Source organism: Sphingomonas sp. R86520 (assembly GCF_042466285.1).
In the GTDB taxonomy this organism is placed as follows: Bacteria; Pseudomonadota; Alphaproteobacteria; order Sphingomonadales; family Sphingomonadaceae; genus Sphingomonas.
Genome location: NZ_JAXHBZ010000001.1, coordinates 3,017,926 through 3,032,913 on the forward strand (window position 1 = coordinate 3,017,926; position 14,988 = coordinate 3,032,913).

Sequence of the window (14,988 nt, forward strand, 5' to 3'; positions counted from 1 at the left end):
CAGCCCCGGCGACGTCGCGGGGCCGGTGCATGACCCCCGGCATCGTCCTGGACATCGAGACGCGCATGGATCCGCTCGCGCTGGCCGCATCCGGACGCCGTGCCGCCCCACGCGACCTTCCGGCACCTCTGCAGTTCGTGACCGCACTCGCCATCCTGGCATACGAACGGGATGACGCCGGCCGGTTTCACAACTTCAAGCTGGCAGGACATCAGACTCCGAAGGGTGGCGAAGCATCCGTCGTTTCCTCAGCCGAGCGGGATCTCGCACGCGTCCACGCGTCGGGCGGTGAACTGGTCACCTTCAATGGCAATCACGACCTGGGCATCCTGCGCTTCGCGTGTCTCCGTCACCGTGCGTTCGTCGGCGGCGGGGCACGCCGGTGGCTGGAGGAGCCGGATGGACGGCACCACGACGTCATGCTGGAACTGGGCCGCGACGGCCGCTGGCCCAGCCTGAACGATGTCGCAGCCGGCCTGGGCTTCGCAGCGGGCAACCTGGCCAGGGCCGTCCATTCGCCCGCGATCGAACGCGACAAGGCGGAGATCGACGTGGTCCGCACGATGCTGCTGCACATTCATCTCGAGGCCGAACGACGCAACGAGCCGCAGCTACTCATTGCGGGTGCCCTCGCATTGGGACGGTTCGTCGCAGGTCGCGTCCGCTCCGCGCCCCACCTGTCGAGCTTCCTCGACACGCCATTCTACGCGTCGGCGTCCAGAACCCTGGTACCAGGCCAATAGCGATCTGCCGGCCCCACTCCGATGGGAGCCGCCGACCCCCGCCAGACGCCATCAGGTCACATGGGTCGACCGGGTGCGCCGGCCCAGGTCAAATAGCCGTTGCGACCGTCCGCGCCCGCCGGGCCGCGCACGTCCATCAGCGGAATGAAAGGTGGCCCGCGCTCGGGTCGCTCCGCCCCGTAGGGGGGCAACCTGACCCAAGGCATGCGTCGTCGGGGTTAGAACCCGTTCATCCTTTGACACTAGTTTCGACCGAGCCGGTCGGGTGCAGCCGGCAGCTCCTGGCGACGTTCGCGAGAATCGTTGGAGAGTGGTGGCCGGATCGACCACTGGAAGGGAAAATGGAATGTACATGACGAACGACATCGTGGCGGCATCGACTGGGCCACTGTTCAAGGAGCCACGCGTCGACCCGGTCGCGCGCAGGGCCGAACTCGCGACCATCGTCACGCTGGTCAATGAACGCCGGCGCGGAATGAAGCGGCTCGGCGAGTTCTCGATCGCGCCGGCACGGCATGACAATGATCAGATGTATTTCACCCAGATCCGCGCGACCCCATCCTCGGGCTTCGGCGGATGCGACTTCCGCTTCAACCTGCCAGCGCGAGATCTCGGGCAGGAGGAACCCTCGGAGATCGCGGACCGCATCCTCACCGCGGCAAGGGTGTTCAACACGCTGACCGGTATCGGCAAATACATCCGGCTCAACCGGCAGATCGTCGACGAGGTGATCGAGCCGGGCCGGACCGGTCTCCATCCGATGAAGGTCGTGGCGATGGGCCTGGTCCTGGATGGATACAGCGATACGTCGAAAGTCTGCGTCGACTTCGAGACGATGGGGCGTGACCTGTCCGTCGGGATCGACCGCGTCGTCGCGCACGACATCGACGATCTTGAGGATAGCCTGCGCCGGTACGTCACCCGGCACGTTCGCCGGGCCGAACTCAAGACGCTCGCGATGGCGTCGCGCGCCGTCGGCTGGATCGACGAGGCGGCGCTGAGGATCCTCGACGGGTCGGGACTGCCGCGCGCGGAGGCAATCGAGCGCCTGCGCCGCGAGGAGTGCATCGAGTTCAATTTCGGCGGCGAGGACGGCTACGACCTTGCCGCGGCCCTCTACTGGGAGGATGGCGTCATCAGGGGCGACATCGAGAACTTCCGGGAGCGCTGGTCGTTCGAAGGAGACCGCCTCAAGCTGCTCGAATGCCCATTGCCGGAGACGGTCCTCATGGCATGGTCCGGCCGGAGCTTCGGCGCCGTTGCAGAGCATCCTTTCGTACCCCGCGACGCGATCGTCACCGCGGTCGATCACGGCAACGGGGACTGGACGTACGTCGATGTGGTGACGGGCACGATCCCCGTCGATGCCGACAGCGGACTGCCGCGAGGCGACGCCCGCATCCAGTGACGGAAGTGAAGGGACGCCTGAGCAGGGCGTCCCGCACCCCAGGCCAGCATCGGCTCCTTTAACGGTCGCCGCCGCGCGACCGGCCTCAACCGCTCGCTGGACAGGCGCTGGACTAGCCGGGGCACGAAACCACGAACTCCACCCCGAGTGATCCCGCACTGCCAGCTCGGTCAGCCCACCTTCAACGAGCCGGCGATCGCCGACAGGCGCGCGACGAACTCCCCGCGCCGCCGGGTCATTCCAGCGTTGCCTCGAACCTGGCCTCCTTTTCCCGCAGTTCGGCGAGAAGCGCACGGACCATCGCCCCGAGCTCCTCCGCCGAAAGGCGCGACAGGCGGTCGCGCTCCGGGTCGAACGGCTTCATCGGCGGCTCGACGCCGTGGAACCTGAGTATCGGCCGGCTGTATTCGTCACGCGATCGGATCCTGCGCGCGCTAAGCGGATGTCCAGCTTCGCCTAACGCCTCCGACACGCTGTCGAAGGTCGGCACCGTGCCCGCAGCGGCCATCCTCGGGATCAACGCCTCGATCCTCGCCGCGGTGTCGCGCTTATGATCGTCATGTTTCCGGCAGGCGGCCAGCGAACGGACGTCGCGCTCCACGTCGTCGTTCCGGTCGTAGGGCCGGCCCTCGAGGTCCGCCTCCACCCGGCCGATACGGCACTTCAGATCGATCACATGGTCGACCAGCTCGTCGACCGGCCGCATGTCGTGGCCATCGGTCGGCCCGAACGATCGCACTGACCGCAGCCTCCGGTCCCAAACCCGTTCGAGGTGTGGTCGGCAGTCGCCGGCCCGCAGTGTCGACACCGCAACCTTCACGCCCCGTTCGGCCAGTCGCCGGGCGAGTAGCGAGGCCGGCCCGCGCGCTCCGCCGTCGACCATCCGCTGGACCTCGGCTACCACGGCCTCCAGGATCGCCGGGTCGGTACGTCGCGGTCTCCCGGTCGCGCCCTTCGCAGCCGCCGCGACGGTGGCCGTTGACTCTGCCTTCGCCTTATCCAGCATCGATCATCGCCTCGAGCATCTCGCGGGCCAGCTGATCCTGCAGCTCCGCCACGACGCCGTCGTCGCCGTCGAGTGCCTCGCAATCCCATTCGCCATAGCGCTCCACCATGGGCGAGCCCTCCTCGTGGGACAGGGCGCGGGCGCGGGCGCGCCTCGATGCGCGCCGTATGCTGAGCAGCTTCGCGAACGCGTAGCGGTAGTCGTGCGCCTTCGCGTGGGGCTGCCCGAGCATAGTGATGCGCAGACACATGTTCAGCTCATGGCTGTTGGCGGCACGGTGAAACAGTTGGAACAGGTAGCGCGCAGGGGGGCAGTGCTCCTGCTCGGCGTTCCTGCGCTTCCCACCGTATTCGACGAAGGGCAGCGTCCCCAGGTCCGCATACCAGTTCTCGACGACCCAGCCCTTGATGCGTTTCAGCAACGCCATCGTGACCTTGTCGATCACCCAAAGCCGGTCGCGGGGCCAACCCTTCGGACGACCGCGCATCGTTGCCACAACCCGGTCCTTGAGCGACCGGTTGGCGAAGCAACTGCCATGGCGCGCCTGCATCGTCTCGCCGATGCGCAAACCGGACATCAGTTCCAGCCTGGCCACCGCGCAACCGTAACCGAGCATCAGCCTGAGCTGCTTGTATGGAAGCATGATCCTGCCCGTGTGCCGAAGTATGATGTGCGGCATCGCCTGGCTCACCTCGCCGAACGGCCACCAGGTCAGCCCGGTCAACGTCTTCGGCGTCGCCGGAAGGCCCGTTTCCGCGATCAACGCCCGCCGACGCCGACTCGTTTCGGGAGAGATGTTCATCGACTCGACCAGGGCGGACACGGCGTACAGACCGACCAAGTGGGGTGGATGGTGCTCGTCGTCCCGGTGGCCGGCTGGATCAGTTCCCGCGTAGACCACGTAGAGCCGCCGGTCGCCGCCCGGCTTGTGGAAAGGCCCATCCGGAGGTGGAGGCAGGCTCTTGCGCCGTGCGCGCGCAACGGCCCGGGCCGGCGAGCGCGACGCCATCTCCGAGCTTATGTAGCTGTCGACCTGCTTCGACCAGCCGCTCCCCTCGGCCGCCTCGAGCCAAAGCATGTCCTCCGTCACGATCTCCATCCGGACGATCTGGCGCAACTTCGGAACCAGCGAGCCGTCCGGCCGGACCACGCGGAACGTGTCGGACACGCGAACCGGGAACCTGACCTCCCGACCTCGGGCGAAGTCCGTCTCGATCCTTGCCATCTCGACGTCGATGACCCTCGTCAGGCGTTCCCACTGTCGCAGCCGGGCGTCCCCGCACACCAGCCGTTCTCCAGCACGGCGCGCGACTTCCGCCGCCGACAACGCCCTTCCGCGCAGCACGTCCGCCGAGATCCGTAGCTTTTCTTCCCAATACCTCGCCCTCAGGTCGGGCGGCAGGTCTGCCGGAAGCAGGGACAGTAGGAACTGGCCGTCCTCCGTCTCCGGGTCGGCCGGCTGCCAATCAAACCAGGCGACCACGAGTTCGCGCAGCTCCAGATAGCGGGCGACGGTCGTCACATCAGGTCGGTCGCCGTCCTCGACCTCCAGCGCTTTGCGCATGATCCCCTCGATCAACGCCGCATCCTGAACCGACCCCCCGCCCAGCGCGATCGCGAGGCGCTCGACCATTCCTAGGATCGCGGGCAGTCGTTGGGCCAATCCCCCGTGCTGCGGGTGGATCAGAATGGCCAGCGTCGACAGCCACCGCAACTGGCCCGGCCGCATCGCCCCCACGCGACCCATCAGTCTCGGATCGGGCGCCTCGAACACGATCCCGTAATCCACGTCGACGCAGGTGCCCTTGAGCGTCGTGAGTGGCTCAGGCGCCTCGTCGAGCAGATCCTCCAACTCCATCGGGTCGTGGTACACGAGAGACTGGACTTTGCTGCCCGCCAACTCGGCGTAGCGCTCGCATGCGGCCCTGGCCACCTGGAACGGACCACCAAGAAGACGCATCCCTTCGACCTTGGTGAGCTCGGCTCCGTCGCGCATCTCGACAAGGGCAATCAGGAAGTTGTCAGGCCATGGAAGGGCCGTGCAGCGCATCCGCTGCTTGATCGTCACGACCTTGTCCACGTCCTCCGGCTGCTCGAACGAAAACCCCAGCGAGCACACGTGGTCCCAAATCCCGCGCGCGTCCCACTCGTCGTCATATTCGACCCATCCGGACGTAGGCGTGTCGAGCTCGCCGTGCAGCGTGCCGTCGGTCACACACTTGCCGATCGTCGCCCGGGCGATGCCCAGGTCCGCGCTCGCACGCGGCAGGTGGGAGCGGACCCAGGTCAATCGAGAAGATCCCCACCCGAAACGCGCGTGTTCGCGAAGATCCCGTTGTCGTTGGCTGGCTCGGACCAAGCCTCGATGCCCAGTTCCTCCCAGACCTCGCCGTTCAGACCGTCCTGATGTTCCGCCACGAGCAGGTCCACCTCGCGTTCGAAATGGAAGCGGCCATAGTATTTCAGCATCGCCTCGGGATGCTTCCAGCCCATGTAGGATGCGACCTTCGCACGCGCGCGCTCGCGCTCTGACTCATCGATCTCCTTCGCGGCGATCATGTCCAGGATGCGGTTCACGAACAGATGCCTGAACCAATGGCTGGTGAACCAGCGCATTCTCGCGGGTTCGGCCCCGTTCCCGATCATGAAGCAGAGGCCTAGATCCTCCACCACAACCCGAAGCAGATGCGTCAGCTTCCAAGACGGCACCGGTGCACTGCCGTCGGACGAGAAGATGTAGATCGAGCGAAGCGTGGCCCGATCGATCGGGTTCCTCGATTTTGCCAGCTTCCTGAGATGCGCGAGACCACCCTCCGTACGCCGGTCGAGCATGTCGAGCACCTTTTCGCGCCAGTGCTTCGGCATGCGCGCCGTCCACGCCAGCGCGCCCTGCGAACCCTTCTGGATCAGCTTCAGCTTGGTCTCATCGGGATCGGCGACGAGAAGCCCGTAGACTGTCGCGGCGCTCAGCTGGCCAATCCGCGCACCCATCAGGTGCATGCCCTCGTAGAGAAGCTGCACCTCTTCGGGCCACCCCATCTCCCGTCCCCGTTCGAGCACACCGCGCCCCGCATCCTGTTTGTCGGGCCGAGGTGCCTGCCTCTCGACCGCCCTCGTCCGGAACAGGCCGTCAACATCGAGCCACCAGCGCGTCTCGCCCTTCTTGACCTTCTTCGTTTCGCCATCCCCAAGCCGTGACTTCGTGGCGTCCATCTTCATGGGGTTGCGTGCCGACCTGGTCTCGACGTCCTCCCAATGGTCGAAGAGTTGCGTGAACCGGCTGAGCGTCACGCCGATCTCCCACTGGACGTCACCGGAGGGAGGGGTCACGATCTTGCCGCCCTTGGAGCCACGGCCGTTGCCGACGTGGCAGCCGCGCAGGTCGAGCCAGTGACCGATCACGTAGCGCGCCGGTGCCGGCTTGCTGTCGAGCAGTTCGTCGAGCACCTTGGGGCGGGTCGGATAGACCCAATTGATCGCGTCGAGAAGCATCCGGATCGCGTCCATTGCCGCGCCGATCCGACGGGTCTCGGCGAAGGGATCGTGCCTGACCGCCCTCGGCCGCGCCCCCGGCACGACCAGCGGCGGGGGTGGTGGCGCGAGCAGATGTCTCGCGTAGGAGGTGAGCTCCTCGCAGCGCTTGCCCGCCGGACCGATCACATGGGCGATGCTGCGGACGACCACCAGCCGATAGGCGCCGTATCCCGCGAACGGCTTGGGCAGCGGCGCGGGGCGGCGGCGAGATCGATACCGGCCGTATGTCGTGCGGGTCCGGCGCTGGTGGCGGTTCGGGCCACGCATCGGCGGCGCCGAGGGCGTGATCGAAGGGGTCGCGGGCGCGATGCAAGGGAGCGGCAGTGACGGCGGCGGTGTTGGACGAGCGAGGGCCGAGCGGCCCTTCACCGGGGACGCGGGGACCGGGCGGCCCTGGACCAAGGGCGCGGGGAGGTCGAACACGAACGCAAACTGACTGCTCATAGCAACGGTAATATTACCATTGACGTGGATATGCAAGCCCGTCTACAAAGCGCGGAGTGACACATAGAAACGGGCCCGCTGAGACCGGCACTTGGGCAGCGGGCAGGCCAAACTAACTATCCGAAAAAATGAAGGTTTAAGCGGTCGAAAAATGCGTTCAAAGTCCCCCGTTTCTATGTGTCACGACGATCGCCAGGGTGCAGCGGGCACCCCCGATACCGTGCGAATCAGCCGCCCGCTGCGCGACCTTCTGGCCGCGGGCGACGACGGTCTGCGCAACACCGCGCGCCACGCCTGGGAGATCGCGGCGGCCGGCGGCGGCCGCTGGGTTCCCGCCGCATCAAATCGCCTGCTGGGCAGCGGCTCGGATCGCCACGTGCGCGGTATCGAACTGCGCATCCGCGACGGATGCCATCTCGATCTGACGATGCATTTCGAGGGCGACAACAGCGCTATCGCGATCGGCAGGCGCGTCATCGTGATCACCCCGATGCTACCCGAGACCGTGTTGACCGCCGCCGCCGGCGGGCCTCTGTCCAGGATCGTCGACGCGCCGTTCCTCACCGATCCCGCCATCGTGCTCCAGCGATCGATCCGGCGCGACGGCGAGGACAGCGTCGACCTGAGGTGCCGCTGCCCGTCGCACGTCGTGGACATCCGTACCGAGGAGTCGATCGAGAAGGCCTGATGACGAACGGCCACCCAGCCGACCGTGATGGTATGGCAATCGAGGGGGCCGGGCCCTTACTGCACTGGTAGGCGGCCGAAGCGCAGCCAAGGCACCTTTCCGTATCCGGTGCGCCGGCCTCGCGTGCAGGCGCGAAGCGGTTGTCCCGGAAATCCGACGGGATGCGCCGGCATCGCAGGTTTGGCGTTCCCGAAGTCTCCGTCCGACCGAAGCGGAAGCGCAGCGTCGTCCGACGTTGGACCGACCGCGCCCGATGAAGTCGCGGACGGGTGAGCGGAAGGAGCCGCGCGAAGAAATCTGAGGGGCATCGCCCGCGGCTGACGCCGAAGCCCGGGACAGGGGGTTCTACGGCAGCAGGGTTGAAACCACCGTGTCAGCGACGCAGCGACACGACGTTCGATCCGCCGTGCCAGCGCCGCCGGAAATCATCACGATCCCGGAAGCTCGGGGTGCGGAAGGCGTCGGCGAGGCCGTCATCCCGGCAGAGCACTTCGATCAGCCAGAGCAACGTTTCGGCCGACACCGCGCCGTACTCCTCGAACTCCTCGATCTGGTGATGCCGTAGTCCCGCCGCGTCCGCGACGTCGGCAACGGAAAGCCCGTAGCGGAAACGCAGGGCGGCGAGCCGCTGGCCAAGCACGCGGGCGTCGGGGACCCGGAACGGCCCACCATGATCGTCGCGCGGACGGTGACCGAACGCCGTCCATTCCAGGTCGTCCATCATGCCACCAGCGAAACGGTCGGCGCGACGCTGCGGACGGCCGAGCCGCCCAGCGTCGGGACGGCGGGACACCCCGCGGCGGCAGCGCGCGGCAACGGCATCGGAATGATGCGGGATCGTCCGTCGAACGCGATCAACATGTCCTCAACAGCCAGGCCAGGGAGGGCCCTATCGATACCGAAAATCATCTCCAGCTCATGGCCATCGAGCCAGAGCGCTCGATGCGAAGGTTCGACCTAGCACCACCGCCCGAGACATCGAGAGACGACCCGACGATCGCCCTCAGCCGGTGAAGGGCGGAAAGATCCATCGCCGTCCTGGCCTGGGGTGCCGCGTTCAGCATGCCATCCACCGACGAGCCGGTTCCGATATCGATCACGACGTATCGCATGTCAGGCGTCCGCCTTCATGTCGGCGAATGCCGCGCGGTGACGGAACACCGTGCGCTCCGCCATCATCAGGACGAGTTCCATCGGGTCCGGGCGGAGCACGAAGCGGATCTGCGCATCGCCTTCCGCGAACTCGGCCTCCGCCATCGGCGTCGCGCCACCACGCCTCGCGTGGGGCGAACGGAGCCAACCGGCGACGAGCTCGTCATCGCCCACCAGCAAGAGCGCCTCCCCCAGAGCGGAAGCCACCGAACCGATCCTGATCGCCCCCTGCCCGCGATCGGGAACCACGCTGACAGGTTCCTCCGACATGCGCAGCAGCCCGCGGATCTCGCCCTGCGTGAGGCGGAGCCGACCGATCAGGTCTGCGAGCATGTCACCCGATGGCGCCGCAAGCGTTGCACCTGCATCGAAGGAGGGACGAAGCGCGGGATCAGTATCAATGTCGGTGTGCGGCATAACGACCTCCACTCGAATTAAACTCAACCTATAGGTAGATTAGTTGCGTCAGTTTGTCAAGTTGCGTCCGCTTCAGCCCTTTCCACCCACGAGACAGGAGTTCATTCGCAGCCGTTGCGCGGCACGTTCCACGCCGCCCGATCCGCACCACGAAGACCGACGCGAAAGCCCCCCGGCGGGGGGCGAGGCGCGTCGACACGGAGGGCTCGAGCGTCTACGATCCCGACATGGTTGAGGCAGCGAACCCGGACGAGATGGCGTTGAAGCAGGCGATGGGCAGAGCCATCGCCCACGCGCGCGTGGCTGCGGGGTTCACCTCGCAGGCAGCGTTCTCGCGCGCGATCGACGTCCGTTTCCAGTACATGAGCCGAGTCGAAAGGGGCGAGGAGAACCTGACGCTCGAAACGCTCGCCAAGATGACGGGCGTGCTGCGCGTCTCGATGCCCGACTTCCTCAACTCGGTCGCGAAGGAGCTGAGCAATCCCAGCGACCCGCCGAAGACACGCCGCGGGCGACCGCCAGCCGCGTGAATGCCGTCGCACGGGCCGGGAGCGATCCCGACCCGTGCCGACTTGAGAATTCCGAGACGTGTGCAGCTTCCGCTCTCGCCGCACCTTGCTATCGTGCGCTCGTGATCATCGAGCAGCGAATCACGCGAACGGATACGAGGATCTGCCGGCCTGCCTCGTGGCGCTGCACTCCAGCGACATCATGAGGGCGGGCGTCGAGGATATCGGACAGACCTTTGCCGACAATGCGAGCTGCCCGTCCTCGACGGCCATGTTCTTCAACGCGTTCTGCGTCATCGCGGCGATCGATTTCACGGACGAGGGATCGTCGGATTTCTAGAAGGCAAATGCCGACAAGCTCCTACGGAGCCATTGACCGGCCCGGCGCAAAGCCGCGGCGACGTTGATCGAGAATCCTGGAAGCGGTCGTTCCCTGGGTGGGACAAGCGCTCAGCAGCTTTCGGTCGTAGCAAGAGAGAAAGCGGACGTTCGCTCAACACCTCGTCCGCCATCCCTCCCGACAGGAACGCTTCACGCGACGAACTTTGTCCAGACGGCCTGGGCGTTGGTGAATTCCCGCAATCCGAAATGAGAGAGCTCTCGGCCGTAACCGCTCTTCTTGACGCCTCCGACCGGGATGCGGGCGTTCGACGCGCTAAATCCGTTGATGAACACGCCGCCCGTTTCAATCCGCCGGGCGATACGTCGTGCGCGCGCCGTGTCGGCGGTCCAAAGATTACCGCCGAGACCATAGTCGCTGGCGTTCGCCAACTCGATCGCATGCTCGACGTCGTCGGCGATGGTGATCGCGGCAACAGGACCGAAAGTCTCCTGCTCGAACGCCGTCATCCCCCGATCGACGTCCGCCAGGACGGTCGCCTCGTAGAAATTACCGGGGCCATCAACCTTGCGGCCACCCAGCAGCAGGGTCGCACCCTGTTCGATCGTCTGCTCGACTTGGACGTGGAGTTCGTCGCGAAGGTCGTTGCGAGCCATCGGGCCCAGCGCAACCGAGGGATCGAGGGGATCGCCAACCGTCAGCTTCCTCGCGGCCTCCACGAACTTGCGGGTGAACTCCTCCGCTATCGGCCGCTCGAGAATGAAGCGCTTGGCGGCAAGGCAGACCTGGCCGCTATTGCCGAAGCGGGCGGTGATCCCGGCTTCGACCGCGAGATCGATGTTGGCATCCGCCAGTACGATGAACGCATCGCTACCACCCAGTTCGAGCAGGCTCTTCTTGAGCGCCTTGGCGGCGGTGGAAGCGACGGCGGCCCCGGCCCGCATGCTGCCGGTCAACGTGACTGCGGCCACCCGGCGGTCGGCGATGACACTGGCGACAGTATCGTTGTCGGCGTTGATGTTGGCGAACAGGCCCTTGGGAAACCCGGCCGCCTCGTAGACGTCCTGAAGGGCGAAGGCGGCGCCCATCACGTTGGGCGCATGCTTCAACAGGAAGCCGTTGCCGGAGAACATGATCGGACCAGACGCCCGAATGACCTGCCAGATCGGCAGGTTCCAGGGCATGACACCGAGAATGCTGCCGATCGGCAGATAGGAGACGTGCACTTCGTCGTCGCCATCGACCGACACCGGTTCGTCGGCGAGGATCTCCGGGCCATGCTCGGCGATCCACTCGATCGTCGCGGCGGACTTCTCGATCTCGGCACGCGCGGCACTGATGGTCTTGCCCATCTCGGCGGTGATCAGCGACGCCAGCGCCTCCGAACGATCGCGCAACGTAGCGGCGAGACGTCGATAGGCCGCGACCCGCTCCGCCATCGGCGTATCGCGCCATAGCAGGAAGGCGTCGGCGTTGGCGCTCAGCACTGCCTCGACCTCCTCGGGCGTCTGATAGGGATAGGTGGCGATGAGTGCATCGGTCGCGGGATTCCGCGAGACCGCCCCGGCGGCATAGATCGTGTTCGGGTCGTTGGTGGTGTTCGACATCGTGTCCTCCATTAATTCGCGCGCAGCGGCGAGAGGATGGGCGGCTCTCCAGGCGCCGCCCATCCCGTTCGATCACCAGGGCTGGCCGTTGCCGAACGACCAATCGGACCTGTCGACAAACACCATGTTGATCATGATATCGTCGGGTCGCACGCCCAGCTTGCCGCGCAGTTCGTCGGCGATGTAGCGGTAGAAGGCGAACTTCGACTCCTTGTCGTTGCCGACGGTGCTGGTGACCTGGATCAGGACGAAGTCGGGCGTGCGCGCGAAGCCCAGGAAGCTCGGGTCGTAGATCAGGTTCTCGGGCTCGTGCTCGTTGACGACGATGAAGCGGTCGCCGTCGGGCGCCTTCAGCACTCCGACGATCCCTTGATAGACTATGTCGGCCAGCGTGGCGCGATACTCAGAGCTCTTGCCCTTGTTGAGGTCGATACGAGCGAACGGCATGATGAATCCCTTTCGTTGAGACGCGTGGGTCGAAGGTTCAGGCGGCATTCCCGGAGACGGGGCTCTCGGGCCTATCATCCAGTTCGGGCACGCCGCTGTTGCGATCGGCATAGGCGGCGAGGAAGGTCGGGCGGCGCATCCAGCGCTGCCAGAAGGCGTCGATGTGTTCGAAGCGCTCGTCGAGCGGCGTGGCATTCACCGGGAACTTGGAGAAGGCGATCGCAGTCGCCATCGTGATGTCCGAGAATGTCGGCTCGTCACCGCCGAGCAGCCAGTCGCGCCCGTCCGACAGATGCCGGTCCACCAACGCGGCGTGCGCCAGCGCCTCCTTGCGGCAATGCTCGCCCCAGGCGGCATTGGCGGTCAGCTCGAGCTTCGGGCCGAGGCCCTGGTGCAGCACGTGGAAGGCGGTGACGATCCGGTAGAGGATGTGAACCCACACGCGGTTGTCCCACATGGTATCGAGCCCCTGCTGTTCGGGCGTCTCGCCCATGATGCGGCGGCCGGGGAAGCTCTGGTCGAGATAGCGCACGACGGCGGCGGTTTCGGAGATGAAGCCGCCGTCCGCGAGCTGCAGCGTCGGCGTCTCGCCCCACGGGTTCATCTTCAGATGCTTCCACTGACGCTGCTCGCCGACAGGCGTCATGTCGTAGATGCGCTCGTCGAACTGATCGGCGATACCTTTCTCATGCAGGAAGATGCGCAGCCGCTGGGGGTTCGGAAACGCCGACGGCGAAGTGAACAGGCGAAGCGCGGCGGCGGAAGCGGGTGTCTGGATGCTCATGGTCATTTCCCTACCAAGTGATCGGTAGGCCGGAGATGCGCGCTTGCTTCGGGTCGGTCAACCCCCTATCTATCACTTGGTTGGTTTTTTCTGACGACGTGAGGCGATCTGTGAGCACGACTTCCAAAGAAGCGGTCCTGGCCGCGGCACGGCGCACTGCGATGGCGCATGGCTACAACGGCCTGAATTTCCGGGATATCGCGGCAGAGGTCGGCATCAAGGCGCCGAGCATCTACCATCATTTCGCGACGAAGGCGGATCTCGGCGCCGCGGTCGCCAGGCGCTATTGGGAGGATACGGTCGGGCAGCTCGAGGCGATCTCGGACAGCTCGCCCGATCCGATCAGCGCGTTGCACCGTTACCCCGAGATCTTTCGCCTTTCCTTGGCGAACGACAACCGGGTCTGCCTGTCGAGCTTCATGGCCGCGGAATATGACGATCTTCCGGACCCGGTGAAGACCGAGGTCCAGGGCTTTGCCGACGTCAATGTCGCGTGGCTGAGCAAGCTTCTCGTCGCCGCCAAGATCGTCTCCGCCAAGGAAAGCGAGACGCGCGCGCGGGCGATCTACGCGGCCATGGCCGGTGCTCAGCTCTTCGCGAGAGGCCGTTCGGATATCGTGCTCTTCGACACGATGATCGACAGCTACCGCGCGACCGGTCTGTTGCCGGCGTAAGCGAGACCTGTCGCACCCTGTCACGGTCGCACTCTCGACAAGCGCCCCGCCAACGTCGCAATAGGAGCCGTGCAGATGCCCATCTATCTCGACGGTCTGTCCACCACGCCGCTCGCACCCGAGGCGCGCGACGCGATGCTCGATGCCTGGTCGCGACCGGGAAACCCGGGTTCGCCCCACGCGGCGGGCGAGCGGGCCGCGGTGACCGTCGAGGAGGGACGCGCCCGCGTCGCCGAACTCATCGGCGCGTCCCCCGCCGAGGTGTTCTTCACGTCAGGGGCGACGGAAGCGGACAACATCGCCATCACCGGCGTCGCGTTGGCCGCCCTCTCCGGCTCCAGCGCCCGCCGCCGCGTCATCGTGTCCGCGGTCGAGCACAAGGCGGTGCTCGCGCCCGCCCTCCGGCTGCGCGACCTGGGCTTCGTCGTGGACGTCGCGCCGGTCGATGCTGACGGCGTCGTCGATCTGGACGCGCTGGCGTCCCTCATCCGAGACGACACGCTTCTCGTGTCGGTCATGGCGGCGAACAACGAGACGGGGGTGCGCCAGCCTGTCGCCGCCGTCGCGGCCCTCGCCCATGAGCGCGGCGCGCTCTTCCACTGCGATGCCGCTCAGGCGGTCGGCAAGGTGGCGATCGACGTGTTCGACATGGACGTCGACTATCTCAGCGCGTCGTCGCACAAGATGTACGGCCCCGCCGGCGTGGGCGCGCTCTACGTGTCGGCGACGGCGCCCCGCCCCGCCCCGCTTGTGCTGGGCGGTGATCAGGAGCGGGGTCTGCGCGCAGGGACCGAGCCGACCGCGCTGGTCGCGGGTTTCGGCGCCGCGGCGGCCGTGGCCGGCATGCGGCTCGATCGGGACGGCAAGCACGCGGACGCCCTTCTCGACATGTTCCTTCTTGAGCTTTCAAGATGCGACGTGCGGTTCACGGTGAATGGTGACGGCACGGAAAGGATCCCCGGAGCAGCAAGTCTGGTGATCATCGGCTCAGACGCACAGTCCATAGCTCAATCCCTGTCGACCGAAGTGATGCTCTCCACTGGGTCGGCCTGCACGTCCGGGCAGATCGATACTTCGCATGTTCTTGCCGCCATGGGCCTCGACGACCGACGGCGTCGATCGACCATGCGCGTCCACTTCAACCGATACTCGACCGAGAACGAGGCCGTCGATGCCGCCCGGCTGTTGGCCAAACGCGTCGAGCTTCACGCGTAAGCCACTGGACGACTTGTCCA

At 66.1% G+C, this 14,988-nt stretch carries 16 protein-coding genes; 7 read left to right on the top strand and 9 right to left on the bottom strand.

The features are described from left to right. The first annotated feature begins 29 nt into the window (after positions 1-29). Together SJY41_RS13815 and SJY41_RS13820 are read left to right on the top strand one after the other, a co-directional pair. Positions 30-743 carry a hypothetical protein gene (locus tag SJY41_RS13815; RefSeq protein WP_380782596.1) on the top strand — a complete coding sequence of 238 codons (714 nt, stop codon included), beginning with the start codon at positions 30-32 and terminating at the stop codon, positions 741-743. A gap of 352 nt (positions 744-1,095) precedes the next feature. Continuing rightward, positions 1,096-2,151 (top strand): hypothetical protein, encoded by a 1,056-nt coding sequence (locus tag SJY41_RS13820; RefSeq protein WP_380782603.1) that lies wholly within the window; start codon positions 1,096-1,098, stop codon positions 2,149-2,151. Positions 2,152-2,386: 235 nt separating this feature from the next. On the opposite strand, the gene SJY41_RS13825 is transcribed toward SJY41_RS13820, so the two are convergent. Genes SJY41_RS13825 through SJY41_RS13835 form a run of 3 tightly spaced genes read right to left on the bottom strand, consistent with a single transcriptional unit; the run spans position 2,387 to position 6,958 of the window. Further along, positions 2,387-3,157 (bottom strand): hypothetical protein, encoded by a 771-nt coding sequence (locus SJY41_RS13825; RefSeq protein WP_380782605.1) that lies wholly within the window; start codon positions 3,155-3,157, stop codon positions 2,387-2,389. Further along, the gene (locus SJY41_RS13830; protein WP_380782607.1) at positions 3,147-5,447 is read right to left on the bottom strand and encodes a hypothetical protein; all 2,301 of its coding nucleotides are present in this window, start codon (positions 5,445-5,447) and stop codon (positions 3,147-3,149) included. The genes SJY41_RS13825 and SJY41_RS13830 overlap by 11 nt, the downstream gene beginning before the upstream one ends. Further along, entirely contained in the window at positions 5,444-6,958 is a 1,515-nt protein-coding gene (locus tag SJY41_RS13835; protein ID WP_380782610.1) for a hypothetical protein, read from the bottom strand. Before SJY41_RS13835 ends, SJY41_RS13830 begins: the two co-directional genes overlap by 4 nt. 328 nt (positions 6,959-7,286) lie before the next feature. Between SJY41_RS13835 and SJY41_RS13840 the strand changes: the two genes are divergently transcribed. Next, entirely contained in the window at positions 7,287-7,823 is a 537-nt protein-coding gene (locus SJY41_RS13840; RefSeq protein WP_380782612.1) for a hypothetical protein, read from the top strand. 373 nt (positions 7,824-8,196) lie between these two features. On the opposite strand, the gene SJY41_RS13845 is transcribed toward SJY41_RS13840, so the two are convergent. The 3 genes from SJY41_RS13845 to SJY41_RS13855 form a co-directional block, all read right to left on the bottom strand. Beyond that, positions 8,197-8,547: a helix-turn-helix domain-containing protein gene (locus SJY41_RS13845; RefSeq protein ID WP_380782614.1), complete on the bottom strand. Its 351-nt coding sequence runs from the start codon at positions 8,545-8,547 to the stop codon at positions 8,197-8,199. Beyond that, positions 8,544-8,684, bottom strand: a complete 141-nt coding sequence (locus SJY41_RS13850) for a hypothetical protein (RefSeq protein ID WP_380782616.1) — start codon at positions 8,682-8,684, stop codon at positions 8,544-8,546. Before SJY41_RS13850 ends, SJY41_RS13845 begins: the two co-directional genes overlap by 4 nt. Before the next feature lie 252 nt (positions 8,685-8,936). Then, the gene (locus SJY41_RS13855) at positions 8,937-9,392 is read right to left on the bottom strand and encodes a hypothetical protein (RefSeq protein WP_380782618.1); all 456 of its coding nucleotides are present in this window, start codon (positions 9,390-9,392) and stop codon (positions 8,937-8,939) included. Between the two features lie 227 nt (positions 9,393-9,619). On the opposite strand from SJY41_RS13855, the gene SJY41_RS13860 reads away from it, so the two are divergent. Together SJY41_RS13860 and SJY41_RS13865 are read left to right on the top strand one after the other, a co-directional pair. Beyond that, complete coding sequence (locus SJY41_RS13860) at positions 9,620-9,922, top strand: helix-turn-helix domain-containing protein (protein WP_380782620.1); 303 nt, start codon at positions 9,620-9,622, stop codon at positions 9,920-9,922. Positions 9,923-10,079: 157 nt separating this feature from the next. Then, entirely contained in the window at positions 10,080-10,241 is a 162-nt protein-coding gene (locus SJY41_RS13865) for a hypothetical protein (RefSeq protein WP_380782622.1), read from the top strand. 191 nt (positions 10,242-10,432) lie between these two features. On the opposite strand, the gene SJY41_RS13870 is transcribed toward SJY41_RS13865, so the two are convergent. The 3 genes from SJY41_RS13870 to SJY41_RS13880 form a co-directional block, all read right to left on the bottom strand. Beyond that, positions 10,433-11,848 (bottom strand): NAD-dependent succinate-semialdehyde dehydrogenase, encoded by a 1,416-nt coding sequence (locus SJY41_RS13870; RefSeq protein WP_380782624.1) that lies wholly within the window; start codon positions 11,846-11,848, stop codon positions 10,433-10,435. A gap of 72 nt (positions 11,849-11,920) precedes the next feature. Beyond that, positions 11,921-12,295 (bottom strand): tautomerase family protein, encoded by a 375-nt coding sequence (locus SJY41_RS13875; protein WP_380782626.1) that lies wholly within the window; start codon positions 12,293-12,295, stop codon positions 11,921-11,923. Between the two features lie 37 nt (positions 12,296-12,332). Next, on the bottom strand, positions 12,333-13,079 hold the full coding sequence (locus SJY41_RS13880) for a glutathione S-transferase family protein (protein ID WP_380782628.1): 747 nt from the start codon (positions 13,077-13,079) through the stop codon (positions 12,333-12,335). Between the two features lie 110 nt (positions 13,080-13,189). Between SJY41_RS13880 and SJY41_RS13885 the strand changes: the two genes are divergently transcribed. Both SJY41_RS13885 and SJY41_RS13890 read left to right on the top strand, forming a co-directional pair. Then, positions 13,190-13,753, top strand: a complete 564-nt coding sequence (locus SJY41_RS13885) for a TetR/AcrR family transcriptional regulator (protein WP_380782630.1) — start codon at positions 13,190-13,192, stop codon at positions 13,751-13,753. 75 nt (positions 13,754-13,828) lie between these two features. Beyond that, positions 13,829-14,968 carry a cysteine desulfurase family protein gene (locus SJY41_RS13890; RefSeq protein WP_380782631.1) on the top strand — a complete coding sequence of 380 codons (1,140 nt, stop codon included), beginning with the start codon at positions 13,829-13,831 and terminating at the stop codon, positions 14,966-14,968. Positions 14,969-14,988 lie beyond the last annotated feature (20 nt).

Coding starts and splice junctions, on each gene's coding strand:
- SJY41_RS13845 (WP_380782614.1), bottom strand. CDS start 8,547: ATGATGGACGACCTGGAATGGACGGCGTTCGGTCACCGTCCGCGCGAC.
- SJY41_RS13870 (WP_380782624.1), bottom strand. CDS start 11,848: ATGTCGAACACCACCAACGACCCGAACACGATCTATGCCGCCGGGGCG.
- SJY41_RS13860 (WP_380782620.1), top strand. CDS start 9,620: ATGGTTGAGGCAGCGAACCCGGACGAGATGGCGTTGAAGCAGGCGATG.
- SJY41_RS13875 (WP_380782626.1), bottom strand. CDS start 12,295: ATGCCGTTCGCTCGTATCGACCTCAACAAGGGCAAGAGCTCTGAGTAT.
- SJY41_RS13835 (WP_380782610.1), bottom strand. CDS start 6,958: ATGCGTGGCCCGAACCGCCACCAGCGCCGGACCCGCACGACATACGGC.
- SJY41_RS13820 (WP_380782603.1), top strand. CDS start 1,096: ATGACGAACGACATCGTGGCGGCATCGACTGGGCCACTGTTCAAGGAG.
- SJY41_RS13825 (WP_380782605.1), bottom strand. CDS start 3,157: ATGCTGGATAAGGCGAAGGCAGAGTCAACGGCCACCGTCGCGGCGGCT.
- SJY41_RS13855 (WP_380782618.1), bottom strand. CDS start 9,392: ATGCCGCACACCGACATTGATACTGATCCCGCGCTTCGTCCCTCCTTC.
- SJY41_RS13815 (WP_380782596.1), top strand. CDS start 30: ATGACCCCCGGCATCGTCCTGGACATCGAGACGCGCATGGATCCGCTC.
- SJY41_RS13890 (WP_380782631.1), top strand. CDS start 13,829: ATGCCCATCTATCTCGACGGTCTGTCCACCACGCCGCTCGCACCCGAG.
- SJY41_RS13840 (WP_380782612.1), top strand. CDS start 7,287: ATGCGTTCAAAGTCCCCCGTTTCTATGTGTCACGACGATCGCCAGGGT.
- SJY41_RS13850 (WP_380782616.1), bottom strand. CDS start 8,684: ATGTTGATCGCGTTCGACGGACGATCCCGCATCATTCCGATGCCGTTG.
- SJY41_RS13880 (WP_380782628.1), bottom strand. CDS start 13,079: ATGAGCATCCAGACACCCGCTTCCGCCGCCGCGCTTCGCCTGTTCACT.